Origin of the sequence: Mycobacterium sp. pUA109 (genome assembly GCF_041287095.1) — a bacterium.
Taxonomy (GTDB): domain Bacteria; phylum Actinomycetota; class Actinomycetes; order Mycobacteriales; family Mycobacteriaceae; genus Mycobacterium.
Genome location: NZ_JBGGKS010000001.1, coordinates 290,937 through 307,371, shown reverse-complemented (window position 1 = coordinate 307,371; position 16,435 = coordinate 290,937). Strand labels below are relative to the sequence as shown.

Annotated in this window: 16 protein-coding genes; 9 read left to right on the top strand and 7 right to left on the bottom strand. The window is 68.2% G+C overall.

The window, feature by feature from the left end:
• Positions 1 to 6 precede the first annotated feature (6 nt).
• The 5 genes from ACAG26_RS01560 to ACAG26_RS01540 are packed head-to-tail and all read right to left on the bottom strand — an operon-like array spanning position 7 to position 5,358.
• Positions 7 to 1,047: an MCE family protein gene (locus tag ACAG26_RS01560; protein WP_370478507.1), complete on the bottom strand. Its 1,041-nt coding sequence runs from the start codon at positions 1,045 to 1,047 to the stop codon at positions 7 to 9.
• On the bottom strand, positions 1,044 to 2,357 hold the full coding sequence (locus ACAG26_RS01555; protein WP_370478505.1) for an MCE family protein: 1,314 nt from the start codon (positions 2,355 to 2,357) through the stop codon (positions 1,044 to 1,046). Before ACAG26_RS01555 ends, ACAG26_RS01560 begins: the two co-directional genes overlap by 4 nt.
• Entirely contained in the window at positions 2,358 to 3,212 is an 855-nt protein-coding gene (locus ACAG26_RS01550) for an MlaE family ABC transporter permease (RefSeq protein WP_370478503.1), read from the bottom strand.
• 3 nt (positions 3,213 to 3,215) lie between these two features.
• Entirely contained in the window at positions 3,216 to 4,079 is an 864-nt protein-coding gene (locus ACAG26_RS01545) for an MlaE family ABC transporter permease (protein ID WP_370478501.1), read from the bottom strand.
• Between the two features lie 7 nt (positions 4,080 to 4,086).
• Positions 4,087 to 5,358, bottom strand: coding sequence for a cytochrome P450 (locus ACAG26_RS01540; protein WP_370478499.1), 1,272 nt, complete (start codon positions 5,356 to 5,358; stop codon positions 4,087 to 4,089).
• A 99-nt stretch (positions 5,359 to 5,457) separates the two neighbouring features.
• On the opposite strand from ACAG26_RS01540, the gene ACAG26_RS01535 reads away from it, so the two are divergent.
• The 3 genes from ACAG26_RS01535 to ACAG26_RS01525 are packed head-to-tail and all read left to right on the top strand — an operon-like array spanning position 5,458 to position 8,419.
• Positions 5,458 to 6,243 (top strand): SDR family NAD(P)-dependent oxidoreductase, encoded by a 786-nt coding sequence (locus ACAG26_RS01535; RefSeq protein ID WP_370478496.1) that lies wholly within the window; start codon positions 5,458 to 5,460, stop codon positions 6,241 to 6,243.
• Positions 6,244 to 6,256: 13 nt separating this feature from the next.
• Positions 6,257 to 7,654 carry an SRPBCC family protein gene (locus tag ACAG26_RS01530; protein ID WP_370478494.1) on the top strand — a complete coding sequence of 466 codons (1,398 nt, stop codon included), beginning with the start codon at positions 6,257 to 6,259 and terminating at the stop codon, positions 7,652 to 7,654.
• 48 nt (positions 7,655 to 7,702) lie between these two features.
• Positions 7,703 to 8,419: an MgtC/SapB family protein gene (locus tag ACAG26_RS01525; RefSeq protein ID WP_370478491.1), complete on the top strand. Its 717-nt coding sequence runs from the start codon at positions 7,703 to 7,705 to the stop codon at positions 8,417 to 8,419.
• A gap of 10 nt (positions 8,420 to 8,429) precedes the next feature.
• Here ACAG26_RS01525 and ACAG26_RS01520 read toward each other — a convergent pair whose 3' ends face one another.
• The gene (locus ACAG26_RS01520; protein WP_370478489.1) at positions 8,430 to 9,209 is read right to left on the bottom strand and encodes a ThuA domain-containing protein; all 780 of its coding nucleotides are present in this window, start codon (positions 9,207 to 9,209) and stop codon (positions 8,430 to 8,432) included.
• 6 nt (positions 9,210 to 9,215) lie between these two features.
• Entirely contained in the window at positions 9,216 to 9,977 is a 762-nt protein-coding gene (locus ACAG26_RS01515; protein WP_370478485.1) for an SDR family NAD(P)-dependent oxidoreductase, read from the bottom strand.
• Between the two features lie 178 nt (positions 9,978 to 10,155).
• Here ACAG26_RS01515 and ACAG26_RS01510 point away from each other — a divergent pair, with 178 nt between their 5' ends.
• The 6 genes from ACAG26_RS01510 to ACAG26_RS01485 all read left to right on the top strand — a co-directional run bounded on the left by ACAG26_RS01510 (position 10,156) and on the right by ACAG26_RS01485 (position 16,434).
• Entirely contained in the window at positions 10,156 to 10,809 is a 654-nt protein-coding gene (locus ACAG26_RS01510; protein ID WP_370478483.1) for a TetR/AcrR family transcriptional regulator, read from the top strand.
• A gap of 87 nt (positions 10,810 to 10,896) precedes the next feature.
• On the top strand, positions 10,897 to 11,886 hold the full coding sequence (locus tag ACAG26_RS01505) for a thiamine pyrophosphate-dependent dehydrogenase E1 component subunit alpha (RefSeq protein ID WP_370478481.1): 990 nt from the start codon (positions 10,897 to 10,899) through the stop codon (positions 11,884 to 11,886).
• Positions 11,883 to 12,899, top strand: a complete 1,017-nt coding sequence (locus tag ACAG26_RS01500; RefSeq protein ID WP_370478478.1) for an alpha-ketoacid dehydrogenase subunit beta — start codon at positions 11,883 to 11,885, stop codon at positions 12,897 to 12,899. Before ACAG26_RS01505 ends, ACAG26_RS01500 begins: the two co-directional genes overlap by 4 nt.
• 4 nt (positions 12,900 to 12,903) lie before the next feature.
• Positions 12,904 to 14,430 carry an AMP-binding protein gene (locus ACAG26_RS01495; RefSeq protein ID WP_370478476.1) on the top strand — a complete coding sequence of 509 codons (1,527 nt, stop codon included), beginning with the start codon at positions 12,904 to 12,906 and terminating at the stop codon, positions 14,428 to 14,430.
• Positions 14,430 to 15,470, top strand: coding sequence for an acyl-CoA dehydrogenase family protein (locus ACAG26_RS01490; RefSeq protein WP_370478473.1), 1,041 nt, complete (start codon positions 14,430 to 14,432; stop codon positions 15,468 to 15,470). The genes ACAG26_RS01495 and ACAG26_RS01490 overlap by 1 nt, the downstream gene beginning before the upstream one ends.
• Positions 15,463 to 16,434, top strand: coding sequence for an acyl-CoA dehydrogenase family protein (locus ACAG26_RS01485; protein WP_370478471.1), 972 nt, complete (start codon positions 15,463 to 15,465; stop codon positions 16,432 to 16,434). The genes ACAG26_RS01490 and ACAG26_RS01485 overlap by 8 nt, the downstream gene beginning before the upstream one ends.
• The last annotated feature ends 1 nt before the right edge of the window (position 16,435 follow it).

Here is a 16,435-nt window from a genome sequence, read left to right as displayed (position 1 = left end):
GTCAGTTCACCTGCACTGCGGGGAGTACTTGCGCCAACCGCCCGGGGTCGCGGCGTTGATGATGCTCGGCACGATCGGCTTGAGGAAGTTGAACAGGGTGAAGTTGAAGTCGCACGCCTGCGCACTCATGGCGGTGCTGTCCCCGCTGATCCGGGCCAGCCCTTTGAGCACGGCCGGCAGGTTGGCGCCCAAGGTGGCGAATTGGTCCTGGTCGGCGACCATGGTGGCCAGCAGCCCGGGCTGGCGGTTGACCATGTCCTCCAGGTCGGGTCGCACCGAGGTGAGGATCGCCGAAAGGCGGCCGACCACCGTGGAAATGGAGCCGGCGGACGCGACCAGCTCGTCGCGGTGCACGTTCAGTCCCGCCACCACCGCGCGCAGTTGGGTCAGGGTGGTTTGCAGGTTCGTGCCTTGGTCGGCGAGGTTCTGGGTGACGGTGCTCAGGCTGGTGACCAGTTGGCCGAGCAGGTCGTCGGGTCCGGCCAGGGACTGCGCCAGCCGCGAGGTCTCGCTGATCAGCACCGTGAGCGAGTTGGAGTCGCCCTGCAGCGCTTTGATCAGCGCATTGGACAAGTTGCCCCGGTTGTCGGGGTCCAGCAGGGTGAACAGCGGCTCGAATCCGTTGAGCAGGTTGGTCACATCGAACGACGGCTCGGTGTGCTCGACCGGGATGGTGGCGCCGTCGGGCAGTTTCTGGGGCTGGCCGAACTCGGCCAGGGACAATCCGACGTAGCGCTGGCCGATGATGTTCTGATACACCACCGACGCCTTGGTGTTGCCGTACACCGGCTGGCCCCGCTGTATCCGGAACCGCACCTTGGCCAGGTCCCGGTCCAGGTCGATGGTGTCGACCCGCCCCACCCGCACCCCGGCCATCCGCACATCGGAGCCGGCCCGCAGCCCGGTCACGTCGGTGAAGACCGCGGTGTAGCCGTTGGTGGGTCCGGTGACCTCGCGACGCAAGGTGACCATGATGGTCGAGGTCAGCGAGAAGCACACCACCAGGAACAGGACCAGCCAGATGAGCTGGCGCCGGTGGGCGGTCACGGGGTGCCCGCCGGTGGGGCGGTGGGGGAGGGTTCGAACGTCTCTGCGGGCGGCGGATTCCCGGTGGGCCCGAGCAGGATCTGGTCGGCCGGGTTGGTCGGTGTCGGCAGCTCGCCGCCCGGCGCGGGCAGCTCGGCGCCCGGGGCCGGCAGCGTGGTGCCCGGCGGTGGGATGTAGGCGCGGGCGTCGGGTAGCCCGTGGGTGTCCACCACCGGCGTCGTTTCGGGGGCGGTGTCGCAGCTGGGCCCGCGCAGTTCGCCGTACACCGGGCAGTCCGCCCGGGTGTACAGCCGCAGCGGGGCCAGCGCCACCACCAGCTTGAAGGTGAAGGCCAACTTGTTGCCGGTGCGCGTCCACAGTTCGTCGAAGAACGTGTTGACGAGGTTGTTGAGCCCCAACGCGATCGCTGGGAACTTCGCCGAGCTGTCCGTCAGCACGCCGACCACCGGCGTGAGCTGGGTGCTGATGGCCAGTAGCTGATCGGTGTGATTGTCCATCGCGGTACGCACGGTGCCGACGGTGCCGTGCGCGCCGGTGAGCAGGTTCTGCAGCGCCACCTGCTTTTCGGCCACGGTCTGCATCGGGACGACCGCGCTGTGCAGCGAATCCAGTAGCTCGGGCGCGGTGCCGCGCAGTGCCGCGATGGCCGATTCCCACGTTTTGAGGGTGGGCGGCCCGGTCTGTTCGGCGCTGAGGTCGTTCATTTCGGCGACGATCCGGTTGAGCCCCTGCGCCGCGGAGTCCAGCGCCGGTCCCTGCCCGGCGGTGGCGTCGGCCAGCACCCGGATGAGCCCGAGGGTCTGGTCGTTGCCAGGTCGGGTCACGGCCGCGACGAGCTCGCGCAGTTTGATCAGCGTGGTCTGGAACAACTGGGTGGGCAGGGTGGTGTCCTCGGCGATCACGTTGCCGCTGCGCAGCGGTGCCGCCGGGCCGTGATCCACCAACTGCACCGTGGACACCGCGAACGCGTTGCTCGGCACGATCCGCGCGGTCACCGTATTCGGGATGCCGCGGGCGCGTCCCGGCTTGATATCGAGTTCAACCACGTTGGGCTGGTTGTTCATTGCCGGCGTGACCTCGCGGACCGCTCCGACCAGCACCCCGCGGAACTTCACGTCGGACTTGCGCGGCAACCCGTCGCCGACGCTGCTGAGTAGTGCGGTGACCTGAACCCGTGGGTCCAGCTTGCCCTGCGATTTGGCCAACAGCAGCCAGCCCAGCAGCGCACAGACCAGCAGGAAGGCCGCGCCCATCGCCAGCAACTTCGGCGTGGACAGGCCCCGGCCGTCGAACTCGAACTGGCGAGCCATCTAACCGCCCAGCCGTCCGCCGGAGTCGATGCCCCAAAACGCCATCGTCAGCAGCATGTTGACGCCGACCATGATGGTGATGCTGGCCCGCATGGCCCGGCCGGCCGCGATACCGACGCCGCGCGGGCCGCCGGCGGCGTAGAAGCCGTAGTAGCACTGCAGCGTCGACATGATCGCCACGAAGATCCCGACCTTGATCACCGCGAACACCATGTCGCGACCGGACAACATCAGCCCGAAGTAATGCAGGTAGGTGCCCGACGACTGTCCGCTGGCCAAATAGATCACGAACTGGCACACCAGGAAATTCAGGCACAGGCAGATGATGAATAACGGGACGATGGCCAACGCGGAGGCGAGCACCCGGGTGGTCACCAGGTAGGGGATGGGCCGGATGGCCAGCGACTCCAGCGCGTCGATCTCCTCGGAGATGCGCATGGCGCCCAACTGTGCGGTGAACCGGCAGCCGGCTTGGATGGCGAAACTCAGTGCGGCCATCATCGGCGCGATTTCGCGGACGGTGGCCAGCGCGGTGAGCAACCCGGTCGCCGGCCCCAGCCCCAGCAGGTTGAGCGCGTTGTAGCCCTCGATCGCGACGACCGCCCCGCCGGCGGCGCCGTTCAACAACACCACACCGGCGGTGCCCCCGCCCACGACGATGGAACCGTTGCCCCAAGTCACGTCGGAGAGCAGCCGGAAGAACTCATGCCGATAGCGGCGCAGCACCAGCGGAATGCTGGCCAGTGTCCGGAAGAAGAAGGCCACCATGTGTCCGACCTGCGCGATCTGGTCGCTGGACTGGTTCGCGACCGCGACGACGGGACGCACCCCGGTGGGAAGGAAGGTGGCTGCCATGGCTTAGAAACTGGTTTTCGGAAACAGGACCCGATACATCTGGCTCATCAGCACGTTGATCAGCAGCAGCAGCAGGATCGATTGCACCACAGCGGCGTTCACGGAGTTGGCCACCCCGGCCGGTCCGCCGCGGGTGTCCAGACCCTTGTAGCAGGAGATGATCGCGACGATGGCGCCGAACACCACCGCCTTGAGCAGGGTCAGGATCAGGTCGTCGACGGTGGCGAACGACGAGAACGTCGCGGTGTAGCTGCCGGGGGTGCCGCCCTGCAGCATCACCGTGAACGCGTATCCGGCCAAAAACCCGATGAAGCAGGTGAACCCGGTCAGCGCGACCGCGATCAGGACGCTGGCCGCCAGCCGGGGCACCACCAGCCGCCGGATCACCGACACCCCCATGACTTCCATGGCGTGGGTTTCTTCCCGGATCTCCCGGGATCCCAGATCGGCCCCGGTCGCCGAGCCGACCGCCGCGGCCATCAGCACCGCCGCCACCAGCGGTGCGCCTTGCCGGATGACGGCCAGGCCGTTGGCGGCCCCGGCCAGCGAGGTGGCGCCGAGTTGCCCTGCCAGCAGGCTGAATTGGATGGCCAGTGTCACGCTGAACGGGACGGCGACGAACAATGTCGGCACCACCGCGGTCCGCGCCATGAAGGTGGCCTGTTCGACGAATTCGGTGAACGGGAAGCGCCCCCGGGCCAGGTCGGTGCACAGGTACTGCGCCGTGCGCACCGCCAGCACGCACTGCCCGCCGACGGTCCGCAGGGCCGCCAGCGGATGCCGGTCGACGTAGCCTCTCGACCAGCGCCCGACCGTGCGGGTGGCCGGATTCGACGCGTCCTCGGTGGCCGTAATCTGCACCGTCATCGTCGGGTCAGTCCCGGGCCTGGAAGATCAGCGCCAGCCGTTTGAAGCCGCGCAGCATGAAGCTGGGCTCGTACTCGAAGCTGTTGCCGTCGGCGAATTGGACGCTGCTGAATCGGCGGGCCAGCTCTTGCAGGGCGATGCTGGCCTCCAGCCGCACCAGCGGGGCACCCAGGCAGGCGTGGATGCCGTGCCCCAGCGCCAAGTGGGTTTTGGCGTTGGCCCGCTCGGGGTTGAACTCGTCGGCCTGGTCGAACTGGGCGTCGTCGCGGTTCGCCGAGCCGAAGCCGAGCACCACCAGCGCACCCGCCGGAATGGTGTACCCGCCCAGTTGCGTCTCGGCGGTGGTGATCCGGAACATGCTCTGCACCGGGGTCAAATACCGCAGCGCTTCTTCGGTAAAGACCTCGGCGCGTTCGGCGGGGTTCTCGCACAACCAATCCCACCACTTGGGTGACTGCGCCAGCAGGTGCAGTGACCCGCCCAGCAACTTGGTTGTCGTCTCATTGCCGGCGATCAGCAGCTGCTGGATGATGCTCAGGCAGGCGCCGGTGGAAAGCGGCTCGTCGTCCTCGGCGGTGGACGCGTTCACCAGCCCGGTGATCAGGTCACCGCGCGGCGTCGCGCGCCGGTCGTCGAGCTCGGCGGCGAAATACCGCTGAAACTCCAGCAGGCCGCGGGCCTGGTCGAGCCGGCCGGCGTCGTCGAGTTCGGCCCCGACCGTGGCGGCGAACTGATCCGACCAGCGCTTGAAGTCGCCGATCCGGTCGTCGGGGACGTTGAGGACGTGCGCGATGATTCGCAGCGGCAACGGCGCGGCAAACCCGGAGAGGAACTCCACCGGCTGCCCCGCGGGCAGTTGCTCGGCAACCTCGGTGGCGATGCGACGGATGGCCGGCTCCTGCTGCGCGATGAACCGCGGGGTAAAGGCTTTGGCCACCATCCGGCGGTAGTAGTGATGCTCGGGCGGGTCCGCGGTGAGCAAGGTCGGGACCGGCGGCCAGCCCTCGGCGGCGATCTCGGCAACCTCGGCGGCAATCGACTCCGGCGCCGGCAACTGCGGCACCCCGAAGTTCGACGAGAACACCTCATGGTTGGTCAGCGCCTCCGCGACCAGCTCCCGCGAGGTGACGAACCACATGCCCCGGCTGGCCACGAACTGCACCGGCGCCTGCTCGCGCAGGGTGCGATACCACGGGAACGGGCACTGCAGCGTTTGTGGGTCGAGGGGATCGAAGGCGTCGGCTGAGTAGGTCCCCGACCTGGCAGTTGTTTCGGTCAAAGTCGCCTCCGGGCGCTTGTGTCTCGACTTGACTAATTGGTTCACCAATATAATAGTGAGCTGAGTCATACACAAGGGCCGGCTCATAGCAGTTGGGAAGTGGAGGTCAGGGTGCCGACGGCGGTGGTCACGGGTGCGGGAAACGGTATTGGACAGGCGATTTCGCAACAGCTAGCGGCCGCCGGCGCCGATGTGATCGTGGTGGATCGTGACGCCGAGGCGGCGCGGGGGACGGCGGACACCATCGGCGGGCGCGCGGTGGTGTGCGATGTGTCCGACGAACGATCGGTGGCCGAGTTGGCCGCGGCGGTCGATTCGGTGGATGTGCTGGTGAACAATGCCGGGATCTGGCGGTCGGCGACGCTGGACGACAGCACGGTGGCCGACATCGACGCCGTGCTGGGCACCAATGTGCGCGGCACGTGGCTGGTCACCCGCGCGCTGGCGCCCAAGTTCGGCCCCGCCGGCGGCACCATCGTGAACCTCGCGTCGGTGCTCGCCACCGTCGGGGGCGCGGGACGCGGGATCTACCCGGCGTCCAAAGCCGCCCTCGTCGCGTTGACCAAGCAAATGGCGTTGGAGTACGCCGGCCGCAAGCTCCGGGTCAACGCGGTCGGCCCGGGCCTGGTCCTGACCGAGGGGACGGCCGGCGAGTTCGGCGACGCCGGCCTGCGGGACGCGATCGGCGCCGCAATGCCGCTGGGCCGGCTGGGCAAACCCGACGATATCGCTGCCGCGGTGGCCTTTTTGGCCTCGGACGCGGCGGCCTATATCACCGGCCAGGTGCTCTACGTCGACGGCGGCTTGGCGATCAACGGTTCGGCGTTCATCGGCACCGCGATTGAGCAGTACTTCGCGGCGCCGGCCCTGGCAGACCACTCGTAAGTTTGGAGGCAACATGACGGAAACCAGCGTGCAGCGTCCCAGCGGGCCGGGGGAGGCGCGCTCACCGGGGCCGACCGTGCAGGAACTGTTGGCCACCGACACCCGCGCGGTGCCCGCGCCCCTGCTCGAGGAATCCTACGAATACCTCGGCTCGGCCGACATCGACAAACAGCGCTACATCAGCCCGGAGTTTCACCAACGCGAGGTGGACAAGCTCTGGAAGAAGGTGTGGCAGTTCGCCTGCCGGGAAGAGGACATCCCGGAGCCGGGCGACTACATCGTCTACGACGTCGCCGACATGTCGTTGATCGTGGTGCGCAACGCCGCCGGCGAGATCAAGGCCTACCACAATGCGTGTCTGCACCGGGGCCGCCGGTTGTGCGACGACACCGGGCACGCGAACCAATTGCGCTGCCCGTTCCACGGTTTCACCTGGAGCCTCGATGGTGAGCTCGCGGACGTGCCGTGCCGCTGGGACTTCCCGCATATCGACGACGACCAGTTCGGGCTGCCGGAAGCGCTGACCGGTACCTGGGCCGGCTTTGTGTTCGTCAACCCCGACCGCGACGCCGTGCCGTTGGCGGAGTTCATCGGTGACCTGGACCGGCACTTTGAGCCGTTCCGGCTGCAGGACCGCTTCAAGGCGGTGCATGTCGCCAAAATCATCGAATGCAACTGGAAGGTGGCGCTGGAGGCGTTTATCGAGTCTTACCATGTCATCGCGACCCATCCGCAGTTGCTGGAGTATCTCGGCGACTGCAACACTCAGTACGACATCTACCGTCGCGACGACGGGTTGCCCGGGTTCAACCGGATGATCACCCCGCAGGCGACCAGCAGCCCACACCTGGGCGAACAGCTGGAGCCCCAGGATGTGCTGGAGGCGATGTTTCGGGACTTCTACCCCGAGGGAGTCGGCAGCTTCGCGGTCCCGGAGGGCCAAGACGCGCGCCCGGTGGTCGCCGAAGCGATGCGAGGCCAGCTGGCCGCGGCGACCGGCGCCGATTTCTCGGCCGTCAGCGATAGCGAGATCGTGGACGCCATCGAGTATTTCGTGTTCCCCAACATGGCTCCGTGGGCGGGGGCGGGCGCGCCGTTGACCTATCGGTTCCGGCCGTACGGCAACGACCCGGACCGCTGCATCTTCGACGTGATGATGCTGGTGTCGCTGCCGGCGGGCGTGCCGAAACCGAAAGCCGAACCGGCGCACTGGTTGGGACCGGACGAAGATTACAGTGCCGCACCCGAGCTGGGTGGGCTGTGCGCGGTGCTCAACCAGGACCTGTCCAACCTGGCGTGGGTGCAGCGCGGGTTGAAGTCGATGACCAAACCCGGGGTGACGCTGGCCAACTACCAGGAGATCCGGATCCGCCAGTTCCACCAGGACCTGGACGCCTACCTGGGCGGGTAGGTCCGGCAACCGCGCGACGCTGGCTCGTTAATGGGTTAGCTTGTGCGCATGCAGTGGTGGTATGAGGACTTCTTCAGCGGCGCCGGGCAGGGCAGCCGGCAAACCGTCGAGCTGGTGGTCGCGTTTGGGTTGACCGCACTCATCGGCCTGGAACGAACGCTGCAAGGTAAGAGTGCGGGGCTGCGGACCCAAACCATCGTCGGCACTTCGGCAGCGTTGATCCTTTTGGTCAGTAAGTACGGTTTCAACGATGTTCTGTCGACGAACACGGTGACGCTCGACCCGTCCCGTGTTGCAGCCCAAATCGTCTCGGGTATCGGGTTTTTAGGTGCGGGCATCATCATCACCCGGCGTGGCGCGGTGCACGGGCTCACCACCGCGGCGGCAGTCTGGGAATCGGCTGCGATAGGCATGGCGGCGGGCGCCGGCATGCTGCTGCTCGCGATCACCGTCGTGGTGTTGCACTTCGTCAGCGTGCTGGCCTTTATGGCCGCCGAGCGCCATCTCACCGCACGGCTGAGTGGGACGGTGCGGCTGCACGTCATCTATCAAGACAGCCGGGGTGTGCTGCGGAAGCTGCTGCAGATCTGCGGCCAACGGGACTGGCAGTTGGTCGAACTGGAGCCCGACGCTCGCGGCATCGAGTGGGGCCAGGTCGGGGTGGTGATGACGTTGTCGGGTGCCAAGGTCGTCAACGCGCGACACATACTCGCCGAGGTCGACGGTGTCGCCGCCGTCCTCCGGGCGGGAGAAGAGCCGGAGTGAGGTGCGCCGCTCAGTCCATCGGTTCCAGCGTTCCGGTGACGGCCCAGCGCAGGCAGCGCCGCAGAATCGTGCGGTATTCGGGGACATTCCAGCTGCCCCGGTCCACCTGGCCCAGGTCGTCGACACCGAGATCCTGAAGGTCGAATCTGCCGCGGCAGTGGCCCAGCGTGAAGTAGCAAACCGTGCCCGCGCCGTGCCGTTTCAAATACAACACCGGCCGCGGCTCGTCGACGCTGGTGTGTCCGTCGGCGAAGCCGGTGGACTCGCCGACGAAGCGGGTGTGCGCCAACACCTGCAGCGGGGGATGCAGCTCGGAAATGTAGAGCTCATCGGTGACCTCGAACGAGCCGATGCCGCGCAGCAGCGGGTGATCCGGCACCGTGGGGGTCACCGCGTACGGCGTGATCGGTGGGTGACCGAGAAACCGGCTGCCGAGCAGCTCGGGAACACCGCCGCCGATGTCCGGTGTGGTGAACAGGTGGCCCGCCCCCGGTGACGCCGCAACGATGTACGCGTTGGTACCGTGCAGGGCCAGCCAGCGACCGCCGCGGGCCAGAAACGCCGACAACGCCGAGCACTGGTCGGACGAAGGGACCCGGTTGCAGGTGTAGGTGATGAGCAGATCGGCGGACGTGAGGGCATCGATGCGGTCGTAGTCGTCGAATACCCGGGTGTGGACCTGCTCGAACGCGGCAAGCTCGGTCAACAGCTCCAGCCGCGCGTAGTCAAAATCGTGCCATTGGCCGCCGCACACCAGGGCGGCCTGGACGCGACGGGTGGAGTCGGGCACCAGCGCTCAGAAGTCGAACCGGTTCGTGAACGCGCCGTCGACCACCAGATTCGTCCCGGTGATGTGGCCGGCCGCCGGCGACGCCAAGAACGTCACGGCGTTGGCCACGTCGTCGGCGGAGGCCAGCTTGCCCAGGGCCGCCGAGGCGACCGCCGCGTCGTAGAGGTCGGGCATCCCGTTCTTGATGGTCTCCCACACCCCGCCCTCGAAGTAGACCGGTCCCGGCGACACCGCGTTCACCCGAATCCCCTTGGGGCCCAACAGTCGAGCCTGCGCAGCGGCGTGTTGGAGCATCGCGGCCTTGAGCGCGCCGAAGCTGTTGGCGGTGGGCAATACCCCGGCTTCCAGCGCCGAGGTACTCGTGATCGCCACGACCGAGGCCGACTCGCTGTTCTCCAAATGCGGGGTGGCCGCCTCGATGAGGTGAACGAAGCTCATCAGATCGGTGCTGAAGTTGTTGGCCCAGGACGAGGCGCCCTCGCCGACCGACGCCGACGCATTGGCCACCACGATGTCGAGACCGCCCAGGGCGTCGGCGACGTCGGCCACGAACTCGGTGGTCGCTTCGGCGTTGCTGACATCGACCGGTTTGTGGAACACCGTGCCCTGTTCGGCGAGCTGCCCGGCTGCCGCGGTGAGCCCCTGTTCACCGCGCGCGCAGATCCCCACCGCGGCGCCCTCCGCCAGCAACGTGCGGGCGATGGCCAGACCGATACCGCGGCTGCCGCCGGTGATCAGCGCGCGTTTTCCCTTGAGGCTGAGATCCATCGGAATTACTCCCCGCTTGTCGGTGGTGCTGCCGCGCGCCCAGCCGGGTACCCGACAGTATTAGCTAGTCCAATAATTAATTTGTAACATGGGTCACTGAGGAGGTCAATGTATGAACGTGGGGTCACGGCTGGGCGGGAAGGGCTCTAATTCCGTTGCGGTACGCCATGATGGTCGGGTGACCGACACGCACACCAAGTCGGGGCCGGGGCGTCCGGCGGGAACCGACAGCGGCGACACCCGCCAACGGGTAATCGACGCCGCCTGCCAGTGTTTCGCGCAGCACGGCTATGGGCCGACGACCAACAATTTGATCGCCAAGATCGCCGGCGTCACGGCCGGCTCGGTGTACTACCACTTCGGCACCAAGAGCAAGCTGTTTGAAGCCGTGTGCGAGGACGTGTACGGCAAGATCATCGCGCGGACCGCGCGGGCGCTGGCCGGCCCGCATTCGGTTTCCGGGCTGCTGCGGGTGGTGCTGGACGAGTCGATGCGGATCAACCATGAATCCCCCGACCTGGCCGGATTCGTTGCCGCGGCGCCGATCGATGCACGCCGTCATCCCGAACTCGCCGACGCGTTTGCCGCGCAGGCCGTGCGGGTGACCGAGACGTTGACCTTGGCGGTGCGGGAGGGGCAGCGGGGCGGGCTGATCCCGGCCGACCACGATCCCGTCCAGGTTGCGCATGTGGTCAACGCGATCATCGCCGGCTTCGCCGAACTGTCGGCGGGCCGAGACCCGGCCGCCATGGACGCGATCACCGAGCTGTTCGAAGCGCTGCTGCTGGATCCCGGCAACGGATCCGCCGACCAGCCCACGAAACCCCGCTAGCGCGAACCCCGGCCACCAGCATCATTGACAGCAATCGTGACCGCTGTTACAAATTAATTGTCGGACCAACTAATAGAAGGGGGCGCCGTGTCCAGCTCCAGCGCCGAGGACGTGGATGCCGCCACGCTGACCCGGATCTTCACCACCGCCACCCGGATCAAGCTGTGCGACGAGAAGTTTCGTTCGCTGATCCTCACCGGCCAAGTCAGTGCGCAGTACTATTCGCCGCGCGGCCAGGAGATCATCCCGGCCTCGATCGGGGCGTCGCTGAAGCCCACCGACTATGTGGTCACCACCTACCGGGGGCTGCACGACCACCTGGCCAAGGGCGTGCCGATGCCGCAACTGTGGGCCGAGTTCATGGGCAAGGCCACCGGAACGTGCAAGGGCAAAGGCGGCCCGATGCACATCACCCATCCGGCGTCCGGGCTGATGGTCACCACCGGCATCGTCGGCGGCGGCCTGCCGATCGCTGCCGGGCTGGCGCTGGCCGCGCAACTGCAAGGCGACGACCGGGTCACGGTGGTCAACTTCGGTGACGGCGCCACCAACATCGGCGCCTTCCACGAGGCGTGCAACCTGGCCGGATTGTGGAAGCTGCCGGTGATCTTTTGCTGCCAGAACAACCGGTACGCCGAACACACCGCGTTCGAGGACGGAACCAGCGTGCAGCGGATCGCCGACCGCGCCGCCAGCTACAACATGCCCGGTGTCCGGGTGGACGGCAACGACCCGGTCGCGATGTACACCGCCGCCCAACACGCCATCGACCGCGCGCGGTCCGGGCAGGGACCCACCCTGCTCGAGGCGATGACGTTCCGGTTCTACGGGCACCAGATGTCCGACGGCAACGAATACATGAAGCCCGGCGAGCTCGACGCCGAGCGCACCGCCGACCCGGTGCTGCGGTTCCGGGGCTGGCTGATCGACAACGCGGTCCTGACCGCCGCCGACATCGAGGCGATCGAGGCCGACGCCAAGGCGGAGGTGGCGGCCGCGGTCAAGTTCGCGTTGGACAGCCCGGCCCCGGAGCTGTCCGAGGGGTTGACCGACGTCTACGAGGAGGCGCTGGTATGAGCGAGCAACCGATGTCGGGATTTCAGGCCATTTGCAGTGCGCTCGACGACGCGCTCGGCCGCGACCCGTCGGTGTTTCTGCTGGGGGAGGACATCGCCGATCCCGGTGGCGGCGTGTTCAAAACCTCGGTGGGGCTGTCCACCAAATACGGGGCCCACCGGGTGCGGGCAACCCCGATCAGCGAACAGGCCATCGTGGGGGCGGCGATCGGTGCGGCGGTCGCCGGCATGCGCCCGGTCGCCGAGATCATGCTGATGGACTTCCTCGCGGTGTGCATGGACCAGCTGTCCAACCACGCCGCCAAATTGCGCTACATGTCCGGTGGGCAGACCACCGTGCCGCTCACCATCCGGTGCGCGGCCGGCGCCGGAATGCAGTTCGGCGCCCAGCATTCGGAAATGTTGGAGGCCTGGCTGACGCACATCCCGGGCCTCAAGGTCGTGGTGCCCAGCAACCCGGCCGACGCCAAAGGGCTGCTGACCGCCGCCATCTTCGACCCGGACCCGGTCGTGGTGGTGGAGCAGAGCCTGCTGTATTTCGGTCCGCCGCAACCGGTCCCGACCGGACATCACGTCGTCCCGCTGGGCAGCGCTGCCACGGTGCGGCCGGGCCGTGACGTCACCCTGATCAGCTACGGCCGGCAGGTGCACGACGCGCTGGCGGCCGCCGAGCGGCTGGCGCAGGACGGCATCGACGCCGAGGTGATCGACCTGCGGTCCCTGGTACCGCTGGACGAGGCCGCGATCCTGGAATCGGTGGCCCGCACCCGGCACGCGGTCGTCATCCATGAGGCGGTGCGCCGCGGCGGGTTTGGCGCCGAACTGGCCAGCCTGATCACCGAGAACCTGTTCGACGAGCTGGGTGCCCCGGTGCAGCGGGTCGCCGGCGCCAACACCCCGATCCCGTTCGCGAAGGTCCTCGAGGATGCGTTCGTGCCCAGCGGCGACGAGATCGTCGCCGCCGCGACCGCGGCGGTGTCGCGGTCGCGGGCGGCCGTGCAGGCGAGGGGATAGCCGGTTGGCTCACGGGATCGCCCAGTGCGCCCAGCGGGATACCGCCGGGATCGCCATCACCGATGGGACTACGGAATGGACCTGGTCCCAGCTGAATTCGATGCTCAACCGCACCGTCAACTGGCTCACGGCCACCGTCGAGCCCGGCCGCCGGGTCGCGGTGATGGCCGAGAACAGCACCCAGACCGCGCTGGCGCATCTGGCGATCACCTATGCGGGACTGTCGGCGGTGCCGGTGAACTACCACCTCACCGCGGCGGAGGTCGGCTACATCCTGCGCGACGCGGCGGTGCACACCGTGTTGTGCAGCGCGGGCACCGCCGCGACGGTGCGCGCCGCCGACCCCGACGTGTCGGTGGTGGCCTGGGGGCAGGCCGAGGTCGCCGGTGTCGGCGACTTCGACCGCCTGCTGGGCGCGCACTCCGACGAGGAACCGTCGGCCGATTTCGCACCGGCTAAACCGCTGTACTACACCTCGGGTACCACCGGGGTGCCCAAGGGCGTCGAGTTGCCCGAGCAGATGTACCCCGGCGGCGACTCGATGACCGAGCATGTGCGACTGGTCGCCGAATCCCGGTTCCGGCCGGCCGGCAAGCACCTCATCGTCGCGCCGCTGCATCACACCGCGCCGATCGCGGGGGTGCGTGGCCTGCTGGCCGGCACACCTGTGGTGATCATGGGAAAGTTCGACGCCGAGACCGTGCTGGCCGGCATCCAGCGGCACCGCGTCGCGGCGTCGATGATGGTGCCGACGCATTTTTCCCGACTGTTGGCGTTGCCCGCCGACGTGCGGGACCGCTACGACGTGAGCAGTGTGCGCAGCATCATTCACACCGGCGCGGCCTGTCCGGTGCACGTCAAGCGGGCGATGATCGCCTGGTTCGGGCCGGTGTTCCTGGAGGCCTACGGGTCGACCGAAGCCGGCACGGTCACCACCATCGACTCCACCGACTGGCTGGCCCACCCCGGCTCGGTCGGCACGGCGCTGCCCGGCTACGAACTGAGCATCCGCAGCGCCGACGGCGCCGTGCTGCCCACCGGGGAACCCGGCCTGGTCTGCGTGCGATCGACCACCGGGCATCGGCCCCGCTATCACGGCGATCCCGACAAGACGCAACGCAGCTATGTCGCCGACGGGGTCTTCGCGCTCGGCGAGATCGGCTACCTCGACGCCGCGGGCTACCTGTATCTGACCGACCGCGCCTCGGACATGGTGGTCAGCGGCGGGGTGAACATCTACCCGGCCGAGTCGGAAGCGGTGCTGCGCACCCACCCGGCCGTCCGCGACGTCGCCGTCATCGGGATACCCCATGACGATCTCGGCGAGCAGCTGTGCGCCTTGGTCGCCGCCGCCCCCGGCGCCGACCCCGCCGAACTCGTCGCCTGGTGTCGAGATCGGCTGGCCCACTACAAATGCCCGCACCTGGTGGAATTGGTCGATTTCGAGCTGCGGTCGGCCATGGGCAAGGTCAACAAACGTCAGCTGCGCGCCGACTATCTTGCCGCGCGTCGCGAACCGGTGCGCCGCTGATGTCGGCCACCCAACTCGACGCCACGCCGCGCATGTTCGAGTTCACCGACGAACACGACGCCCTCCGCGAGGTGCTGCGCAACTACTTCGCGGCCACCGTGACGCTGGAGCGCGGTCAGCGGTGGCGCCGGTTGGTCGCCGAGGTGGGTGCCGACGAGATCCTATTCGGCGGCGCCACTTCGGTCGAACTCGCCATCTTGGCGGAGCAGGCGGGTGCGGCACTGTTCGACGGCCCGCTGCTGTCGGCCGCCGCACTGGGGCCGCTGCCCCGTGGCGAGGGGTGGGCAGCGGTGCCCGACGAAGTGCGCCGCGGCGATCGGCTGGTGTCGGCCGCGGTGGCGCTGACCGGATGCGGCGATGCGCAGCCCGAAGTCGAGTTGGTGTGGGATTTCGGCGAGCACGCGTTCGTCGTCGCCGCCCGGTCCATCGACGGCGAGCCGGCGATCGTCGGCTACGACGGCGACACCCTGGGATGCGCCGAGCTGGCCGGGCTGGACCTGTCGCGCTCCATGGGGCGGATTCGCAGCGGCGACGTGCCGCCGGTGCTGGTCTGGTCGGGGGCGCCGGCCGCGGGTGTGCTGGCCGCGATCCGGCGCCGCAGCGACCTGGTGCTCGCCGCCGAGCTGCTCGGGGTGGCGCAGCGGGTGTTGGACGGCACCGTCGACTACGTCAGCCAGCGCGTCCAATTCGGCCGCACCATCGGGTCGTTCCAGGCTGTCAAACATCGGCTGGCCGATCTGCTCGCCCAGGTGGAGCTGACCCGGTCGGCGGTGTACGGGGCGGCCTGGCAGTTCGGGGACGGTCCGGTGACCGCCCAGGCCGCGGTGGACCTGGCGGTGGCCGCCGTGCTGGCCCGCCAAACCGCCGTCGAGGCAACCAAAGCCGCCGTGCAGCTGCATGGCGGAATCGGGATCACCTGGGAGCACTGGGCGCATCGCTATCTGCGCCGGGCGCACGCGGTGATCGCACTGACCGGTGCGGCGAGCCGCCACCGCCGTCGGCTCGCCGCGCTGGTCGAATCGGATGGTGCCGATGGCTGACCATATTGACCTCGCCACGCTGCGGGCCCGGATCGCCGAGCTGCCGGTGCACCATTTTGTGCCGCTGGTGTTGATCGGACCGGCCATCCTCGCGTGGGGCACCGACGAACAACGGCGGCGGTACCTGCCGGGCATCGTGACCGGCGAGGACATGTGGTGTCAGTTGTTCAGCGAACCGGGCGCCGGCTCGGATCTGGCCAGCCTGGCGACCCGAGCCGTGCCGGCCGACAACGGCACCTGGCTCGTCGACGGTCAGAAGGTGTGGAGCTCATTCGCCAACATTTCCCGATACGGAATGCTGTTGGCGCGCACCGATCCCGACCAGCCGAAGAACGCCGGCATCACCTGCTTTCTGGTGGATATGCAAAGCCCCGGGGTGACGGTTCGACCGCTGCGCCAGATGACCGGCAGCGAGCACTTCTGCGAAGTGTTCCTGGAGCACGTCGAGCTGCCCGCCGACACCATGCTCGGCCCGCGGGGCGGCGGCTGGAAGGTGGCGCTGTCCACCCTGACCGCCGAGCGCTCCGGTTTGTCCGACACCTCGGATGCGAGCGGGGTGGAACTCGGCCCGGTGCTTGCGCTGGCCCGCCGCACCGGCGCGTGGCACGACGAGGTGTTGCGCGACCGGCTGGCCGCGCTGATCGCCACGGACCGTGCCCTGTCGCTGACCAACCGGCGGCTGCACCCGACCGATGCCAAAGGGTCCATCACCAAACTGCTGCAATCCGAACTGTCGCAACGGATCAGCGAGCTGGCGTTCGAACTGGCCGGCCCCAGCGCTGCTTGCTGGGACGGCGACGCCGAGTCGGTCGAGGCCCACGGACTGTTGGACAGCCGTCGGCTCACCGTTGCCGGCGGCACCTCGGAGATACAGCGCAACATCATCGCCGAGCGGGTACTCGGGCTGGACCGCGAACCGGACCCCGATCGGGGCCGCCCGTGGCGCGAACTGCGGCGAGGCTGAC